Genomic DNA, 15972 nt, shown 5'->3' with positions numbered 1-15972 from the left:
GTCTCTTAAAAAGTCAGAATGCGATCGTAGCTGGCCAGCGTCTGACGCAGCTCCGTCGCGTCCAGTAGCGTAACATCCAGCAACCGGTCAGCGTCAACCGCTAATCCACGCGTTATCAGCGATGTCCGGCAGAGACAACACTGTTCAATGTCATACAGCGCCAGCACGCCAAAGGTCGCGGCATAGTGACGACTCTTAATCGCCTCAGGCTGCTGGTGCAGATTGAGCTGCAGTACGCCATCACCAATAAAAAACAGGCCGATATCTTCACTGAGTGCCCCCGTGGCCAGCGCGGCATCCAGCCCTTCGCGCCCTGCACTGCTACCGTGCGGGGCCTGGGTAAAGACAAATGCGACACGATTCATCAGAACTGCACCATACGTTCACAGCTCAGCGCCGCTTCTGCCAGCGCACCCAGCCCGCTCAGGGTAAAACCCGGCTGCAGGTTACTGCCCGCCAGCTGGAGTCGGGCCGCTTCCTGCTGATCGCTGACACCACGCCGCAGCGCAGCCGCGACACAGATGTTCAGTGCCACACCCTGCTCCTGATGTAATGTCTGCCACGCGCGCACCAGATCAAACTCATCGCTGGCCGGAGCGGTGAGCTGATTAGCGTTCAGCACCCCTTCGCGATAGAAGAAGACGCTTTCGAGCTGATGGCCCGCCGTCAGCAGCGCGCGGGCGAACAGATATGCACTGGTCGCCTGTTGCGTCCCATAAGCCGGGCCGGTGACCAGCAGGGTGTAACGCATTACCGATCCTGTCCCTGGAAGTCGCCATTTTTAAACTGGCGGATGTAAAGATAAACGGTGTGCTTCGAGATGTTCAGCCTGTCCGCCACCTGATTGATGGCATCTTTAATGTCGAAGATTCCCTTCTCATACAGGTTCAGCACAATCTGACGATTCTTGGCGTTGTTCGACACGTTGCGATCGGCACTCACCTCTTCAATGGTGAACTCCAGCGTCTGCATCACCAGATCGTCGACCGAACTGGCGAAGTTGACGTTGGAATCAACCTGCTGCATCTCAGGCGGCATGAAAGTCGACATGATCTGTGAGAACGGCACATCCAGGTTCATGTTGATGCAGAGCAGGCCAATAACCCGTTGCTGGCGGTTACGGATCGCGATGGTGACCGACTTCATCAGCACGCCGCTTTTGGCACGCGTAAAATAGGCACGTGACACGTTGCTGTCCGCGCCATGCATATCATGCAGCATACGCAGGGCCAGGTCGGTAATCGGCGAACCGACTTTACGACCAGTGTGTTCACCATTGGCGATACGCACGGCCGAACACTTCAGATCTTCAAGCGAATGCAGGACAATTTCACAATGCGAGCCGATCAACATCGCCAGGCCATCCACGACAGCCTCGTACGATTTCAGAATATCGTAATCAGTTTCTTCGAACGGGCGCTGCTCCAGAAGATCGAAGTCGCTCAGTTCACCCGGATTGAATGGATTAGACATTGAAGAGTATCACCCTGAATGGCTGGAGCCTGTCACAGCGGCTTATGGGCAGACTCAATATTGGGATAATTAGGCAGGCATTAGTCTGGCAAATGTCGTCGGCTTATGCCAGAGGTTTGTCGTGAAGCTAAAATGAAACCGCCGCCCGGAGGCGGCGGTCAGCACATTACTGCGCTTTTTCTGCAGCAGCAGGCGCAGGAGCCTGTGCTTTTTCATCTGCTTTAGGCGCGGGTTTGATATCAAGCAGTTCAACATCAAAGACCAGAGTGGAGTTAGCCGGGATGCCCGGAACGCCGTTTTTGCCGTAAGCCAGATTCGGTGGGATCACCAGCTTGATCTTGCCACCTTTCTTCACGTGCTTCAGACCTTCAGTCCAGCCTGGGATAACGCCATCCAGACGGAACGAGAGTGGCTCGCCACGGGTATAAGAGTTGTCGAATTCAGTACCGTCGATCAGCGTACCTTTGTAGTTCACCACGACAGTGTCGCTGTCTTTAGGTGCGTCGCCGGTACCTTCTTTCTCAACTTTATACAGCAGGCCGCTTTCGGTTTTCTTCACGCCGCTCTCTTTAGCAAATTTGGTTGCGAAAGCGTCGCCCTTTTCAGCGTTCTCTTTCGCATCTTTTTCCATTTTCGCTGAGGCTGCGCCTTTCACGCGGCCTTCAAAGGATTGCAGCGTCTGCTCAATCTCTTCGTCAGACAGTTTGCTCTTGCCACCAAACGCATCCTGAACACCAGCAATCAGCTGCTGCTTATCCAGTTTGATGCCCAGTTTTTCCTGCTCCTTCAGGGAGTTGTCCATGTAGCGACCCAGTGAAGCACCCAGTGCGTAGGCAGACTGCTGGTCTTCATCTTTGAAAGCCGCATTCTTAGGTGCCTGAGGCGCGGACTGTGGCGCGGCGGCTGGTGCAGCCTGTGGCGCCGCAGCGGTGTCTGCTGCCATTGCCATTGATGCATTCAGTGCAACAGCCATGGTGGTAGCTAACAATGTGACTTTAAACAGTGATTTCATCCATTCTCCAAAACCGAAGCGTCTAACCTCGGGAAACATTGCGGACTTCAGGGCCCACACTATAACTTTACGTGGCAGTGTCGAACACTCCCACAATGTAATTACCCGGTCTACCTCCGACCTTTATAACATCGGGAAGTTTCATCAGAGATGATGCCGCGCTGCCTTTTTTCAAGCGCAACGCCTCCGGGCGTGAAAAAAACAGGTGATTCCTGGCATTCAGGTCGTAGAATCACACCCTGAGTCGCACCTTAACAGAGGAACAGGTCATGCAACAATCTGAGTGGGAACAGCGTCTGGAGACGTTAGAAAGTAAACTGGCCTTTCAGGAGATGACCATTGAGCAGCTGAACAATGCGGTGGTTCAGCATGAGCTGGAGATGAATAAGATGCGTGAACAGATGCGCATTTTAACCGACAAGCTCAAAGCGAATGCGCCCTCGATGGTCGCCTCACAGTCTGAAGAGACGCCACCGCCACACTACTGATAGTGGGCGGTGTCTGGCCCTGGCCCAGCCGGGCCGAACCAGAGTATCAGCCAAAAGAAAGGCCACCCGGAGGTGGCCTTGAAAGGTCTGTTGAGACTTAGTGGCTGCAGCCGCAACCGCCAGTACCACAACCGCCTTTACCATGGTCATGGTCGTGATCATGGCCGTGATCGTGGTCATGATGATGGCCATCTGCACCGTGAACGTGGCCATGAGCCAGCTCTTCCGGTGTGGCTTCACGGATAGCAACCACTTCAACGTTGAAGTTCAGGTTCTGACCCGCCAGCATGTGGTTACCATCAACCACGACGTGATCGTCTTCCACTTCGGTGATTTCTACCGGTACCGGACCCTGATCGGTCTCTGCCAAGAAGCGCATGCCAACCTGCAGTTCGTCAACGCCCATGAAGACGTCTTTAGGTACGCGCTGCACCAGGTTGTCGTCATACTGACCGTAAGCATCGTTTGCCGGGATATGCACGTCAAACTTGTCGCCGGCAACGTGGTTTTCCAGCGCATTTTCCAGACCAGAAATCAGGGAACCATGACCGTGCAGGTAGTCTAACGGTGCACTCACCGGTGACTCGTCAACTAACACGCCGTCTTCTGTACGTACCTGATAGGCCAGGCTTACCACCAGGTCTTTTGCTACTTTCATGATATCTCCTAACCGTTGAGAGCTGAGATCCCGTCTCATTGGTCTATTCTTGCGTGCAATAACACCAACCAGAAAGGTTCGGGGTTGAGTGCAAGAGGGGTTTCACTTTCTCTTGCGACTTCAGCCTTAATGGCGTCAATTGTAACGGAATTCAATCCCGCTGTAAGTTTAAGCGTGAAAAAAGCTGCCCGATTCCGCTATTCAGGATGGAAAATGCCGATAACCTGCTCATTGGTCCGAACCTGATCGCGCGCCTGCTTATCTGCCTCACGCATCTGATGACCACATTTCACACACTCCACCACATCGACATTGTTTTCACGCCACATCGCCAGCGTGTCCTTCTCCTGGCAGTGCGGGCATGTCGCACCGGCAATAAAACGTTTACGCATTAGCTTCTGCCTGTTTAAAAAGGTTATTGATCATCGTCCCAGCCGTCGATCTGCCGCTTTTCGCGCTGCATTTCACGCTGGAAGATATCTTCCAGTTCACGCCGCGCTTCACGGACACGTGAAGCCTGTGCAGCGCTTTCAGAGAGCGTCGGCACCAGCTCGCGAAGCATCCGCATATCAAGCCGGCGGAAATGCTGCTGAGCGCGGTGCGCCTGATGGGGATGCATCCCCAGTGACATCAATGTTTTACGGCCCAGCTCCAGCGCACTCGAGAAGGTCTCACGCGAGAACTGGGTGACGCCTGCCTGCAGCAGCTCATGCGCTTCCACACGGCCCCGGGCGCGCGCCTGAATCTGCAGCTGCGGAAAATGCTGCTGGCACAGATGCACGATAGTCATCACATCTTCCGGCTCATTACAGGTGATCACAATCGACTGGGCGCTGGCTGCACCGGCGGCACGCAGTAACTCCAGCTCGGTGGCATCACCGTAATAGACTTTGTAACCATATTTGCGCATCAGACTCACCACACTGATGTCCCGTTCCAGCACGGTAATGCGTTTGTTGTTCGCCATCAGCAGGCGACCTATCACCTGTCCGAAGCGACCAAAGCCCACCACAATGACCTGCGGCTGATCATCTTCGACAAAGTGTTTCTCTGCATTTTCGTCCGGCTCATTAAAGCGGCGTGCCAGCAGTCGGTCGATACCCTTCATCAGCAACGGCGTGGTCATCATCGACAGCGTCACCGTCACCAGCAGCATCGGCAGTTGATCGCCTGAGAAAAGCTTTGCCGACGAGGCCGCTGAAAAGAGCACAAAGGCAAACTCGCCGCCCTGACTCAGTACGCCAGCAAACTGCTGGCGCTCGGAACTGCGCAGGCCATAAATGCGCGCCAGCAGATAGAGCACCAGCGTTTTCACCGCCACCAGCGTTACCACGCCCAGCAGGATGGTCACAATATGGGTATAGAGCACTCCGAGGTTGAGTGCCATGCCCACCGAAATAAAGAACAGGCCCAGCAGCAGCCCCTTAAACGGATCGATAGCGACTTCCAGCTCATGCCGGTATTCACTTTCTGCCAGCAGGATCCCGGCAATAAAGGTGCCCAGCGCCATCGACAGGCCCAGCGCATCCATGAACAATGCGGAACCCAGCACCAGCAGCAGCGACGCCGCGGTAAAGACTTCGCGCACGCCTGATGCCGCGATGTAACGGAAGATCGGCCGCAGCAGATAGCGTCCGCCCACCAGCATGCCGGCAAACGCCAGCACTTTCATACCGACCTTCATCCAGTCGATGTGACCGCTGTCGGTGCCGGCCAGCAGCGGGATCAGCGCCAGCGCCGGGATGACCGCGATATCCTGAAACAGCAGCACCGAAAAGCCCAGTTGTCCGGCTTCGCTGCGGTTCATACCTTTATCCATCATCAGCTGCAGCGCCATGGCGGTCGAAGACATCGCCAGACCAATCCCGCCGATAATTGCCGCCTGCCAGCTAAAGTCGGTCAGCCATAATAAGCCACCCAGAATAGCCGCTGAGAAGATCACCTGCGCTGCGCCGACGCCAAAAATGGAGCGGCGCAGCGCCCACAGCTTTGCCGGATTCAGCTCCAGTCCGATAATAAACATCAGGAAAACGACGCCGAGTTCAGAGAAGTGAAGAATCTCGTCGACGTCGCTGATAAAGCCTAATCCCCACGGGCCGATAGCGATACCCGCCACCAGATAGCCCAGAACAGCACCAATACCGAGGCGAGCCGCCACCGGCACAATCAATACCGCCGCGACCAGATAAATCACCCCGGCGGTCAGCAGCGTTTGCCCTTCCATCTATACCCCTCCATTCGGCAGCGGTGCTGCCAGCCAGTCGCCATAGGCGCGGGCATAATTTTTCATTAATTCCGGACTCTGCCGACGCGCCCAGTAGACGATCATCGGTGGCATCCAGTGCATACGGCACATCTGCGCGGTCAGCTCAAAAGGACGCATAATGTCATTGAGCGAATAGCGGTTCAGACCCTGCTGTTTAAAGGCACTTTCCGGTTCCCCGGTCGTCACTACGCTGCGCCAGTACTTGCCTTCCAGCGCATTGCCATCCACACCATTTGCGAAACCGCGTGACAGAACGCGATCCAGCCACTCTTTCAGCAGCGCCGGACAGCTATAGGTATAGAGCGGATGCTGGAAAATGATGACGTCGTGTTCGCGCAGCAGCTGTTGTTCATAGTGAATATCGATAAAAAAATCCGGATAGGTCGCGTACAGATCGTGCACGGTGACGTGTTCCAGTGCCTGAGCCGGCTGCAGCAGGATCCGATTTGCGACCGAATCCTGTGATTCCGGATGAGCATAAAGCAGCAAAACCCTGGGTGGCTGCGACATCCTTTCCCTCCAAAGCGTCGTCATTGGTGCGGTTTTCAGCTACCATGCACGACGCAGCAAAATCTCATTATGTTGCCAGTAAATTAACATATTCTGACGATACGGCGCTTACATGATTGTCTTCTCAGCCTTACAAATTCGCCGCGGCATCCGCGTCCTGCTCGACAATGCCACCGCCACCATCAATCCCGGTCAGAAGGTCGGGCTGGTGGGTAAAAACGGCTGTGGGAAATCCACGCTGCTGTCGCTGTTAAAAGGTGAAATCACCAGCGATGCCGGTACCGTCACGTTCCCCTCTCACTGGGCACTGGCCTGGGTGAATCAGGAAACTCCCGCGCTGGATAAAGCTGCGCTGGAGTACGTGATTGATGGCGATCGCCAGTTTCGCCAGCTTGAAGCAGAACTGGCGGATGCCAATCTGCGCGACGATGGTAATGCCATCGCGCTGCTGCATGGCAAGCTGGATGCGGTGCAGGCGTGGAGCATTCATGCGCGCGCCTCAAGCCTGCTGCACGGTCTGGGCTTCAGTCAGGAACAGCTGCAGCGTCCGGTCAGCGACTTCTCCGGTGGCTGGCGTATGCGCCTTAATCTGGCCCAGGCGCTGATTTGTCGTTCCGATCTGCTGCTGCTGGATGAACCGACCAACCACCTCGATCTCGATGCGGTGATCTGGCTGGAACGCTGGCTGAAGAGTTATGAAGGCACGCTGATCCTGATCTCGCACGATCGTGACTTCCTCGATCCGGTCATCGACAAAATTATCCATATCGAACAGGAGTCGATGTTCGAATACACCGGCAACTACAGCTCCTTTGAGCGGCAGCGCGTCGCCAAACTGGCTCAGCAGCAGGCGCTGTATGAGAGTCAGCAGGAGAAAGTGGCACATTTACACAGCTACATTGATCGCTTCCGTGCGCAGGCCACTAAAGCCAAGCAGGCGCAGAGCCGAATCAAGATGCTGGAGCGCATGGAGATGATCGCGCCTGCCCATGTCGACAATCCGTTCAGCTTCACCTTCCGCAAGCCGGAGAACCTGCCTAATCCGCTGATGAAGATGGAGAAGGTCACCGCAGGCTATGGCGACCGTATCATTCTCGACGCCATCAAGCTCAACCTGGTTCCGGGATCGCGTATCGGCCTGCTGGGACGTAACGGCGCCGGTAAATCGACCCTTATCAAGCTGCTGGCAGGTGAGCTGGAAGCGATGGACGGCAAGATGGGGCTGGCGAAAGGGATCAAGCTCGGTTACTTCGCCCAGCATCAGCTGGAGTATCTGCGGGCTGACGAGTCGCCGCTGCAGCATCTGTCGCGCATTGCGCCTCAGGTGCTTGAACAGCAGCTGCGCGACTATCTGGGTGGCTTCGATTTCCGTGGAGATAAAGTCACTGAAAACACCGAGCGCTTCTCCGGCGGTGAGAAAGCGCGACTGGTGCTGGCCCTGATTGTCTGGCAGCGCCCTAACCTGCTGCTGCTCGATGAACCTACCAACCACCTCGATCTCGATATGCGTCAGGCGCTGACCGAAGCGTTGATCGACTTCGAAGGTGCGCTGGTGGTGGTGTCGCACGACCGTCACCTGCTGCGCGCCACCACCGACGATCTCTATCTGGTGCACGATGGCAAAGTGGATGTGTTTGAGGGCGACCTCGAAGATTATCAGCAGTGGCTGAGCGATCTGCAGAAACAGCAGGCGCAACAGGATGCCGCACCGAAGCAGGATAACGGCAACAGTGCCCAGGCGCGTAAAGATCAGAAGCGCCGCGATGCCGAACTGCGCACCCAGACGCAACCACTGCGCAAAGAGATCGAGAAGCTGGAAAAGCAGATGAGCAAATGGCAGAGCCAGCTGGCCGATGCCGAAGCGCAGCTCTCAGACAGTGCAATTTATGAGCCGAGCCGTAAAGCGGACCTGACCACCGCGCTGCAGCGTCAGGCGGAGAGTAAGTCTGCGCTGGAAGAGGTTGAGATGGCGTGGCTGGAGGCCCAGGAACAGCTCGAACAGATGATGGCTTCATAAATAAACTCTCCCCGCTCGCGGGGAGAATCTTTTAACGCGGTTTATCGCCCAGCACCGTTGCCCGCTGCATGATGCGCCGGGCGGGATAGTAGTCGGCATTGGCATAATGCTGCGTCACCCGATTATCCCAGATAGCCAGATCGTCTGGCTGCCAGCGCCAGCGCACCTGAAACTCCGGTTTGGTGGCATGCGCAAACAGGAAGTCCAGCAGCGTATCACTCTCCTTCTCGCTTAAATCCACAATCCGCGTGGTAAAGCCCTCGTTCACAAACAGCGCTTTTTTGCCGCTGACCGGATGGGTGCGGATCACCGGATGCTGCACCGGCGGATGCTTCGCCACCGCCTGCTGCCAGCGCTGATGCTCCTCTTCGGTTTTGCGGTACTTATACTCCTGGAATGACTTTTTGAAATCATGCTCGGCACTCAGGCCTGCCAGCAGCTGTTTAAAAGGCTCAGAGAGCGCCTCATAGGCCGCAATGCCGCTGGTCCAGAGCGTGTCACCGCCCGCCTCCGGCAACACTTTTGAGGCCAGCAAAGCGATAGCCGGTGGCGTGTCGATAAAGGTGACGTCGGTGTGCCAGTTGTCGTTATCCGGCGGATTATCCTGATGCGTATCAAGTACGATAATCTCCTCAACGCCTTCTGCATGGGGATAGACCGGATGAATATGCAGGTCGCCGAAGCGGATCGCCAGGGCGCGATGCTGTTCCGGCGTAATTTTCTGGTCACGCAGAAACAGCACCTGGTGCCGCAGCAGGCCATGGTAAAGCTGTTCAAACTGCGCATCACTTAATGGCCGGGAGACATCCAGGTTTGAAACCTGCGCGCCGATATAGGGACCAAGCGGGGTAAAACTGATACGTTCATTCATGACTGTTCTCCACTCCAGGGCGTCAGACGGCGCTGCAACGCGCGGAGCCCGAGTTCTAAACTAAAAGCGATAAAGGCGATCACCGCGATACCCGCCAGCACCACATCGGTGGCGAGAAACTCTCCCGCTGACTGCACCATAAAACCGAGGCCACGCGTTGCGGCAATCAGCTCCGCTGCCACCAGCGTTGACCAGCCCACTCCCAGACCAATGCGCAGACCGGTCAGAATCTCCGGCAGCGCGCCCGGCAGGATCACCCAGCGCAGCAGCTGCCAGCGGTTAGCCCCCAGCGAGCGAGCGGCGCGAATACGTACCTGCTGCGTGTTACGCACCCCGGCCAGGGTAGAGAGCGTCACGGGTGCGAAGATCGCCAGATAGATCAGCAGGATTTTTGATGTCTCACCAATGCCGAACCAGATCACCATCAGCGGCAGATAGGCGAGTGGAGGAATGGGACGATAAATTTCAATCAGCGGGTCGAGCAGGCCGCGAGCGACCGGGCTGAGGCCCATCAGAATCCCCACCGGAATACCGATAGCGGCAGCAGCCGTCAGCGCAATCAGCATCCGCGTCAGGCTGGCAGCCAGATGCTGCCACAGCGTGGCATCCATAAAGCCCTGCGCGCTTGCAATCACCAGCAGCTTGCTGAACACCTGCTGCGGCGACGGCAGAAACAGCGGAGCAATCAGGCCCAGCGCGGTGACGCCCCACCAGAGCAGTAACAGCAGAGAGAGGCTCAGAACGCTCAGCGTAAAGGCGGTTGAAAACGGCCAGCGCAGCCGACGGCGCACCGGCAGAGACTTATCGTGGATTAACGCGCTCATGCAAACGCCTCCCGCTGATCAAATACCCGGCTCAGCACATATTCGCGCTGAGCGATAAACTGCGGATCGGATTTGATGCTGCGGCACGACTCTCCCGCAGCAAAACGGCGGCCAAAATCGGGCCGTAGCCGCTCCACGATACGGCCCGGTCCTGGCGACAGCAGAATCAGTTCGCTGGCGAGGAAAATCGCCTCTTCTATATCGTGTGTAATCAGCAGGATCTGTTTACCGCTGTCGCGCCACAGCGTCAGCAGCAGGGTCTGCATCTGCTCACGGGTAAAAGCATCCAGTGCGCCAAACGGCTCATCCAGCAGCAGCAGTTGCGGATCGGTGGCCAGCGCACGGGCAATACCTACCCGTTGACGCTGACCGCCGGACAACTGCCAGATGGCGCGCTTTTCCGCCCCTTCCAGCCCGACCTGCCTGATGAGTTTCCGCGCTATGGCCTCACGTGCCTGGCGCGGCATCCCCGCCAGCTGCAGGCCAAAGGCGACGTTATCCAGCACGTTGCGCCACGGCAGTAACCCTTCATTCTGAAACACCACGCCGCGCTCCGCGCCTGGCCCGGTCACCGGCTGGTTATCCAGCGTGATGCTGCCCGACTCCACCGGCAGGAATCCGGCGACCAGATTAAGCAGCGTGGTTTTGCCACAGCCGGAGGGGCCGAGCACGACCAGCAGTTCCTGGCTATCCAGTTGCAGATTGATATCCTGCAACACGGGCTGTCCGGCATAACGGGCATTAAGGTGAGCGATGCGCAGCATAGTGCCTCCTTACGGTTTAACTAATGGCTCGACGAAACGGGAGGTCACATAACTGCTGTAGTCGTTATCTGCCTGCGGCACCCGGCCCTGCGCTTTCAGAAACTGCGCGGTATCGACGATCGCCTTATTGACCGGCTTGCCCAGCTGCTCAACCTGCTGCTGCGCTGTCAGGTAGGTATTGCCCTTCACCAGACCCGGCACCTGCGCTTCCGGCACGCCGCTCAGGCGTGAGAGTTTGCTGAGGTTATCAGGCTGCTTCAGCCAGCTGTCGGGACTGTTAAGATAGGCCTGCTGCGCATCGATCGCGCTGCGGGCAAAGGCGGTCACGATCTCCGGGTGCTGTTCGGCAAAATCTTTGCGGACTACCCAGACATCCAGCGTCGGTGAACCCCAGCTCCCCACTTCCGCAGAGTCGGTTAACACCTTGCCTTCTTTCTCCAGCTCATTGACTGCGGGCGCCCAGACGTAAGCGCCATCAATGTCGCCACGTTGCCAGGCCGCGATAATCGCTGGCGGCTGCAGGTTTATCAGCTGCACCTGTGACGGCTTAATGCCCCAGTGCTTCAGTGCAGCCAGCAGACTGTAGTGGGTAGTAGAGATGAATGGCACCGCGATGCGTTTGCCGATGAGATCTTTAGGAGAGGTAATGGTCTTTTTTACAACCAGCGCTTCAGAGTTGCCCAGCTGAGAGGCGAGTAAAAACGCTTCAATCGGCAGTTTCTGTGCTGCTGCGACCGCTAACGGACTGGAACCGATGTTGCCAATCTGGACGTCGCCGGACGCCAGTGCGCGTAAGACGCCTGCACCGCTGTCAAACTTACGCCAGTCAACGCTGGCCCCGCTCTCTTTCGCAAAACTGTTGTCAGCCTGCGCCACTTTCGCAGGTTCGGCTGAGGTCTGGTACGCCACGGTGACATTGACCGCATCTGCCCGAAACGCCAGCAGTGCCAGCGCTGCGGCTAAAAAAGTTAAACGTGTTGCTGCCATGATCATTACCCCGCCGTTTTTATAGTGGAGGTAGTGTCTGCGGCCGCTATAGTTTCATAAAGGAATTAAAAATTATCCCTAATAGAAATAAGTTCTTAGATCACTATCTGCAAAACTAAGTTAAAAATCGCAAATGCTGAAAATAGCTAAAGTAAGCAAAAATGTCAGGCGCTCACATTATCCCTGTGCTATTGATATGCGTTCCCAATTATTGCCTGTTAAGGTCTCTGTATCCGATGTCGATCGAGAAAGTCGCTCAGCTGGCTGGCGTCTCCAAAGCCACGGTATCGCGGGTTCTCAACGCGCATCCCGGCGTAAAGCCCGATACGCGTGAGAAAGTTCTGGCGGCAATCTCTGCCTGCGACTATCAGCCCAATCTGCTGGCGCGTCAGCTGCGTACGGCGCAAAGCAACATGCTGCTGGTACTGATCTCGGATATCACGAATCCCTTCTGTTCACGCGTGGTTCAGGGCATTGAGGCCGAAGCGGAACTGCATGGCTATCATATCCTGCTCTGTAACTCCGCCTCGCAGCTTCAGCGCGAAGCCGCCTATCTGAGTCTGCTGACCGGCAAAGTGGTGGATGGCGTGATTACCATGGATGCGGCCTCCGGCTTACAGGATTTGCAGGCGCTGATCGCCGGAGCCCCCTGGGTGCAGTGCTGTGAATTTGATCCGGATATTCCCGCCTCCTCGGTCAGCATTGATCACCTTGAAGCCGCGCGTGACACCGTCCATTACCTCGCCGGTAAAGGGCGTAAACGCATCGGGCTGGTCAATGGCGACATGCGCTACCTCTACTCGCATCATCGTGAAAAAGGCTACCGGCAGGCGATTGAGGAGCTGGGGTATGCGTGGTCTGGCGTCTCTTATACCTATGAAATCTCTCCTGAAGCAGGCAGTCAGGGGCTGAGGGAGTTGATGGCGCTGCCGGAACCGCCGGATGCAGTGTTTGCGGTATCAGATGTACTGGCGGTGGGCGTGGTTCATGCGGCGCTGGAAGCAGGTCTGCGCGTGCCGGAAGATCTGGCGGTCGTCGGGTTTGATGGCGTGCCGTTTACCCGCAGCCTGAATCCACCGCTGACCACCATTGAGCAGCCGATGAATCAGCTCGGCGCGCGCAGCGTGCAGCTGCTGCTGCAGAAGATCCGCAATCCGAATGCGCCGGTCATCCGTGAGGTGCTGCCCTGGACGCGCGTTGAACGCGCATCCAGCTGACTCAGTGCCAGATTAACAGCACGCAGGCCGCAGTCAGCAGCCCCATAGCCAGGTTAAAGATTTTCCAGGCACGACGGCTGCGCAGAATGCGGCCGATCATCGCGCCAAAAGCCATCCAGATCGCGCCTGACACCAGATTAACCAGAAACATGCCGACGCTTATCGCCATCACTGAATGACGATATGCATCACCCGCCAGACTGAAGCTGGCGACCGCGCCCAGCGCCATCAGCCAGGCCTTAGGATTGATAAGCTGCAGCAACCCACCCTGCCAGAACGGCATCGGCGCATCCGGTGCCTGATCGGTTTCCAGCTTTTCATAGCTGGACGTCGCTATCTTCCACGCCAGCCAGAGCAGATAGAGGCTACCAGCGATCTTCAGCACCAGGTGCAGCGACGGATAGAGCAGGATCAGACCGCCAACGCCAAAGGCCACCATCAGCAGCATCACCTGCATGCCGATCATGATGCCGATCATCAGCGGAATGGTGCGCAAAAAGCCAAAATTAGCGCCTGAGGCGGTGAGTAACATATTATTAGGCCCGGGCGTAATCGCCGCGACCCAAAGAAAGCCCAACATTGATAAGAAAAGACTCAGTTCCATGGCAATCGGGTACTCCTTACCCTTGCAAGAAAAAACTTATCGAAGCTAACAGTGTGATATGGAACAGACAAGCTTTTACCACATGAAATTTACCGGACCGGAAAACGAGCAATTCACGCCGCCTGACAGCCTGCGTAACGCCCACCTGCAGACGATGCTGCCGCGCCTGCTGCGTCGCCGTGTCACGTTCGCGCCTCACTGGCAGCGACTCGATCTGCCGGATGGCGACTTCGTCGATCTCGCCTGGAGCGAAGATCCACAACAGGCGCAGCATAAACCGCGCGTCGTGCTGTTTCATGGGCTGGAGGGCAGCTTTCACAGCCCCTATATTCATGGCCTGATGAACATCTGCCGTGCGCGCGGCTGGCTGGCAGTAGTGATGCATTTTCGCGGCTGCAGCGGCGAACCTAACCGGCTGAACCGTATCTATCACTCCGGCGAAACGGAAGATGCCCGCTTTTTCCTGCACTGGCTGCGAACGCGCTGGGGCCACGTGCCGACCGTTGCCATCGGTTTTTCGCTGGGCGGCAATATGCTGGGCTGCCTGCTGGGCCAGCAGGGCGCAGCTGCCGAAGTGGATGCAGGCGTCATTGTCTCCGCCCCGCTGTTACTGGAGCCGTGTAGCGTAAAACTGGAACGCGGCTTCTCACGCTTCTATCAATACTATTTGCTGGCGCAGCTGAAGAAAAATGCCCGCCGTAAACTGCACGCCTGGCCGGACACGCTGCCGGTCAATCTGGCGCAGCTAAAAGCACTGCGGCGACTGCGCGATTTTGATGATGCGATTACTGCCCGTGCCCACGGTTTTGTCGATGCAGCCGATTACTATCATCGTGCCAGCGCCATGCCCTGGCTGAAGCACGCAGAGAAACCGCTGCTGATCATCCACGCCAAAGACGATCCTTTTATGAGTGATGAGGTGATCCCGCACAGCAGCCAATTATCTGCCACTATTACTTATCAACTGACACCACACGGCGGCCACGTCGGTTTTGTCGGCGGGACATTACGCCAGCCCGAAATGTGGCTGGAACAGCGCATCCCGCAGTGGATCGCCCCTTTTCTGGATAACTGATCTCGTGATTATTCCCTGGCAACAGGTCTCTCCTGAGACCCTTGAAAATCTGATTGAAACCTTTGTGCTGCGAGAAGGCACTGACTATGGCGAGCATGAACGTAGTCTGCTGGACAAGGTGGCTGATGTGCGACGCCAGCTGGAAACCGGTGAAGTGGTGCTGGTATGGTCGGAACTGCATGAATCGGTCAATATCATGCCGCGCAAAGAATTTCGTGGCTGATGCACCCGGCACCCTTTCATGATAACAATGCTCATCGTTCGACCTCACAGGGAGCTTTTCTATGTCTGCACGTCATCCCATTATCGCGGTGACCGGTTCCAGCGGCGCAGGAACCACCACCACCAGCCTGGCGTTCCGCAAAATCTTTCAGCAGCTTGACCTGCATGCGGCGGAGCTTGAAGGTGACAGCTTTCATCGCTTTACCCGCCCGGAAATGGATATGGCGATTCGTAAGGCGCGCGATCTGGGACGTCATGTCAGCTACTTCGGCCCGGAAGCCAATGACTTTGGTCTGCTGGAGCAGAGCTTTAAAGAGTATGGTCACAGCGGGCAGGGGCAGTCGCGTAAATATCTGCACACCTACGATGAAGCCGTGCCGTGGAATCAGGTACCCGGTACTTTCACGCCCTGGCAGCCGCTGCCGCAGAACACCGATATTCTCTTCTATGAAGGGCTGCACGGCGGCGTGGTGACGGCGCAGCACAACGTGGCGGAACAGGTCGATCTGCTGGTGGGCGTGGTACCGATTGTTAACCTGGAGTGGATTCAGAAGCTGGTGCGCGATACCGGCGAGCGCGGTCATTCACGTGACGCAGTGATGGATTCCGTGGTGCGCTCAATGGAAGATTACATCAACTACATCACGCCCCAGTTTTCACGCACCCATATCAACTTTCAGCGCGTTCCAACCATCGATACTTCCAACCCGTTCGCAGCCCGCGCCATTCCGTCACTGGATGAGAGCTTTGTCGTGATTCACTTTCAGGGGCTGGAGGACATTGACTTCCCCTACCTGCTGGCAATGCTGCAGGGTTCGTTTATCTCGCACATTAATACGCTGGTGGTGCCTGGCGGCAAAATGGGGCTGGCGATGGAGTTGATCATGGGCCCGCTGGTGAAACGGCTTATGGAAGGTAAACGGATAGAATAAGAGGTCAGCAAAAAACCCTCAGATAGCAGATGCCTTTCGCAAAAATGTAAAA

The 15972-nt window shown here is 56.5% G+C and carries 19 protein-coding genes; 6 read left to right on the top strand and 13 right to left on the bottom strand.

Annotated features, from left to right (window positions below; genetic code table 11):
* Positions 1 to 5 precede the first annotated feature (5 nt).
* The 4 genes from tusC to fkpA form a co-directional block, all read right to left on the bottom strand.
* The gene (gene tusC / locus IV493_RS01160; protein WP_195857634.1) at positions 6 to 365 is read right to left on the bottom strand and encodes a sulfurtransferase complex subunit TusC; all 360 of its coding nucleotides are present in this window, start codon (positions 363 to 365) and stop codon (positions 6 to 8) included.
* A complete protein-coding gene (gene tusD, locus IV493_RS01155; protein ID WP_013359248.1) occupies positions 365 to 751 on the bottom strand; it encodes a sulfurtransferase complex subunit TusD in 387 nt (128 codons plus the stop codon). The genes tusC and tusD overlap by 1 nt, the downstream gene beginning before the upstream one ends.
* A complete protein-coding gene (locus IV493_RS01150) occupies positions 751 to 1473 on the bottom strand; it encodes a transcriptional regulator (protein ID WP_013359249.1) in 723 nt (240 codons plus the stop codon). Before IV493_RS01150 ends, tusD begins: the two co-directional genes overlap by 1 nt.
* A gap of 166 nt (positions 1474 to 1639) precedes the next feature.
* Positions 1640 to 2485 (bottom strand): FKBP-type peptidyl-prolyl cis-trans isomerase, encoded by an 846-nt coding sequence (gene fkpA, locus IV493_RS01145; protein WP_013359250.1) that lies wholly within the window; start codon positions 2483 to 2485, stop codon positions 1640 to 1642.
* A gap of 269 nt (positions 2486 to 2754) precedes the next feature.
* On the opposite strand from fkpA, the gene IV493_RS01140 reads away from it, so the two are divergent.
* Positions 2755 to 2973: a SlyX family protein gene (locus IV493_RS01140; protein ID WP_095706600.1), complete on the top strand. Its 219-nt coding sequence runs from the start codon at positions 2755 to 2757 to the stop codon at positions 2971 to 2973.
* A 97-nt stretch (positions 2974 to 3070) separates the two neighbouring features.
* Here the strand turns inward: IV493_RS01140 and slyD are convergent, their stop codons facing one another.
* The 4 genes from slyD to kefG all read right to left on the bottom strand — a co-directional run bounded on the left by slyD (position 3071) and on the right by kefG (position 6407).
* Entirely contained in the window at positions 3071 to 3631 is a 561-nt protein-coding gene (slyD, locus tag IV493_RS01135) for a peptidylprolyl isomerase (protein ID WP_009087618.1), read from the bottom strand.
* A gap of 197 nt (positions 3632 to 3828) precedes the next feature.
* Positions 3829 to 4023: a YheV family putative zinc ribbon protein gene (locus tag IV493_RS01130; RefSeq protein WP_010253033.1), complete on the bottom strand. Its 195-nt coding sequence runs from the start codon at positions 4021 to 4023 to the stop codon at positions 3829 to 3831.
* A gap of 23 nt (positions 4024 to 4046) precedes the next feature.
* A complete protein-coding gene (gene kefB, locus IV493_RS01125) occupies positions 4047 to 5855 on the bottom strand; it encodes a glutathione-regulated potassium-efflux system protein KefB (RefSeq protein ID WP_013359253.1) in 1809 nt (602 codons plus the stop codon).
* A complete protein-coding gene (gene kefG / locus IV493_RS01120; protein WP_013359254.1) occupies positions 5856 to 6407 on the bottom strand; it encodes a glutathione-regulated potassium-efflux system ancillary protein KefG in 552 nt (183 codons plus the stop codon).
* Between the two features lie 112 nt (positions 6408 to 6519).
* Here kefG and IV493_RS01115 point away from each other — a divergent pair, with 112 nt between their 5' ends.
* Positions 6520 to 8424, top strand: a complete 1905-nt coding sequence (locus IV493_RS01115; RefSeq protein ID WP_095706598.1) for an ABC transporter ATP-binding protein — start codon at positions 6520 to 6522, stop codon at positions 8422 to 8424.
* Between the two features lie 31 nt (positions 8425 to 8455).
* Here IV493_RS01115 and tauD read toward each other — a convergent pair whose 3' ends face one another.
* The 4 genes from tauD to tauA are packed head-to-tail and all read right to left on the bottom strand — an operon-like array spanning position 8456 to position 11870.
* Complete coding sequence (gene tauD / locus IV493_RS01110) at positions 8456 to 9295, bottom strand: taurine dioxygenase (protein WP_147789575.1); 840 nt, start codon at positions 9293 to 9295, stop codon at positions 8456 to 8458.
* Positions 9292 to 10119 (bottom strand): taurine ABC transporter permease TauC, encoded by an 828-nt coding sequence (gene tauC / locus IV493_RS01105; RefSeq protein ID WP_013359257.1) that lies wholly within the window; start codon positions 10117 to 10119, stop codon positions 9292 to 9294. Before tauC ends, tauD begins: the two co-directional genes overlap by 4 nt.
* The gene (tauB, locus tag IV493_RS01100; protein ID WP_195857633.1) at positions 10116 to 10883 is read right to left on the bottom strand and encodes a taurine ABC transporter ATP-binding subunit; all 768 of its coding nucleotides are present in this window, start codon (positions 10881 to 10883) and stop codon (positions 10116 to 10118) included. The genes tauC and tauB overlap by 4 nt, the downstream gene beginning before the upstream one ends.
* Before the next feature lie 9 nt (positions 10884 to 10892).
* On the bottom strand, positions 10893 to 11870 hold the full coding sequence (tauA, locus tag IV493_RS01095) for a taurine ABC transporter substrate-binding protein (RefSeq protein WP_195857632.1): 978 nt from the start codon (positions 11868 to 11870) through the stop codon (positions 10893 to 10895).
* 236 nt (positions 11871 to 12106) lie between these two features.
* Here tauA and IV493_RS01090 point away from each other — a divergent pair, with 236 nt between their 5' ends.
* Positions 12107 to 13087, top strand: coding sequence for a LacI family DNA-binding transcriptional regulator (locus IV493_RS01090; protein ID WP_095706596.1), 981 nt, complete (start codon positions 12107 to 12109; stop codon positions 13085 to 13087).
* A gap of 1 nt (position 13088) precedes the next feature.
* On the opposite strand, the gene IV493_RS01085 is transcribed toward IV493_RS01090, so the two are convergent.
* Positions 13089 to 13691 (bottom strand): LysE family translocator, encoded by a 603-nt coding sequence (locus IV493_RS01085; RefSeq protein WP_013359261.1) that lies wholly within the window; start codon positions 13689 to 13691, stop codon positions 13089 to 13091.
* A gap of 58 nt (positions 13692 to 13749) precedes the next feature.
* Here IV493_RS01085 and IV493_RS01080 point away from each other — a divergent pair, with 58 nt between their 5' ends.
* The 3 genes from IV493_RS01080 to IV493_RS01070 all read left to right on the top strand — a co-directional run bounded on the left by IV493_RS01080 (position 13750) and on the right by IV493_RS01070 (position 15920).
* Positions 13750 to 14766: a hydrolase gene (locus tag IV493_RS01080; protein ID WP_095706595.1), complete on the top strand. Its 1017-nt coding sequence runs from the start codon at positions 13750 to 13752 to the stop codon at positions 14764 to 14766.
* A gap of 4 nt (positions 14767 to 14770) precedes the next feature.
* Positions 14771 to 14989, top strand: a complete 219-nt coding sequence (locus IV493_RS01075) for a YheU family protein (RefSeq protein ID WP_013359263.1) — start codon at positions 14771 to 14773, stop codon at positions 14987 to 14989.
* 61 nt (positions 14990 to 15050) lie between these two features.
* On the top strand, positions 15051 to 15920 hold the full coding sequence (locus IV493_RS01070) for a phosphoribulokinase (protein WP_195857631.1): 870 nt from the start codon (positions 15051 to 15053) through the stop codon (positions 15918 to 15920).
* Positions 15921 to 15972: the final 52 nt, after the last annotated feature.

The sequence above is a fragment of the Pantoea sp. SM3640 genome, from assembly GCF_015654165.1.
Classification (GTDB): Bacteria; Pseudomonadota; Gammaproteobacteria; order Enterobacterales; family Enterobacteriaceae; genus Pantoea; species Pantoea vagans.
Note: the sequence above shows the minus strand (reverse complement) of the source record. Positions and strands in the feature narration are given on the sequence as shown.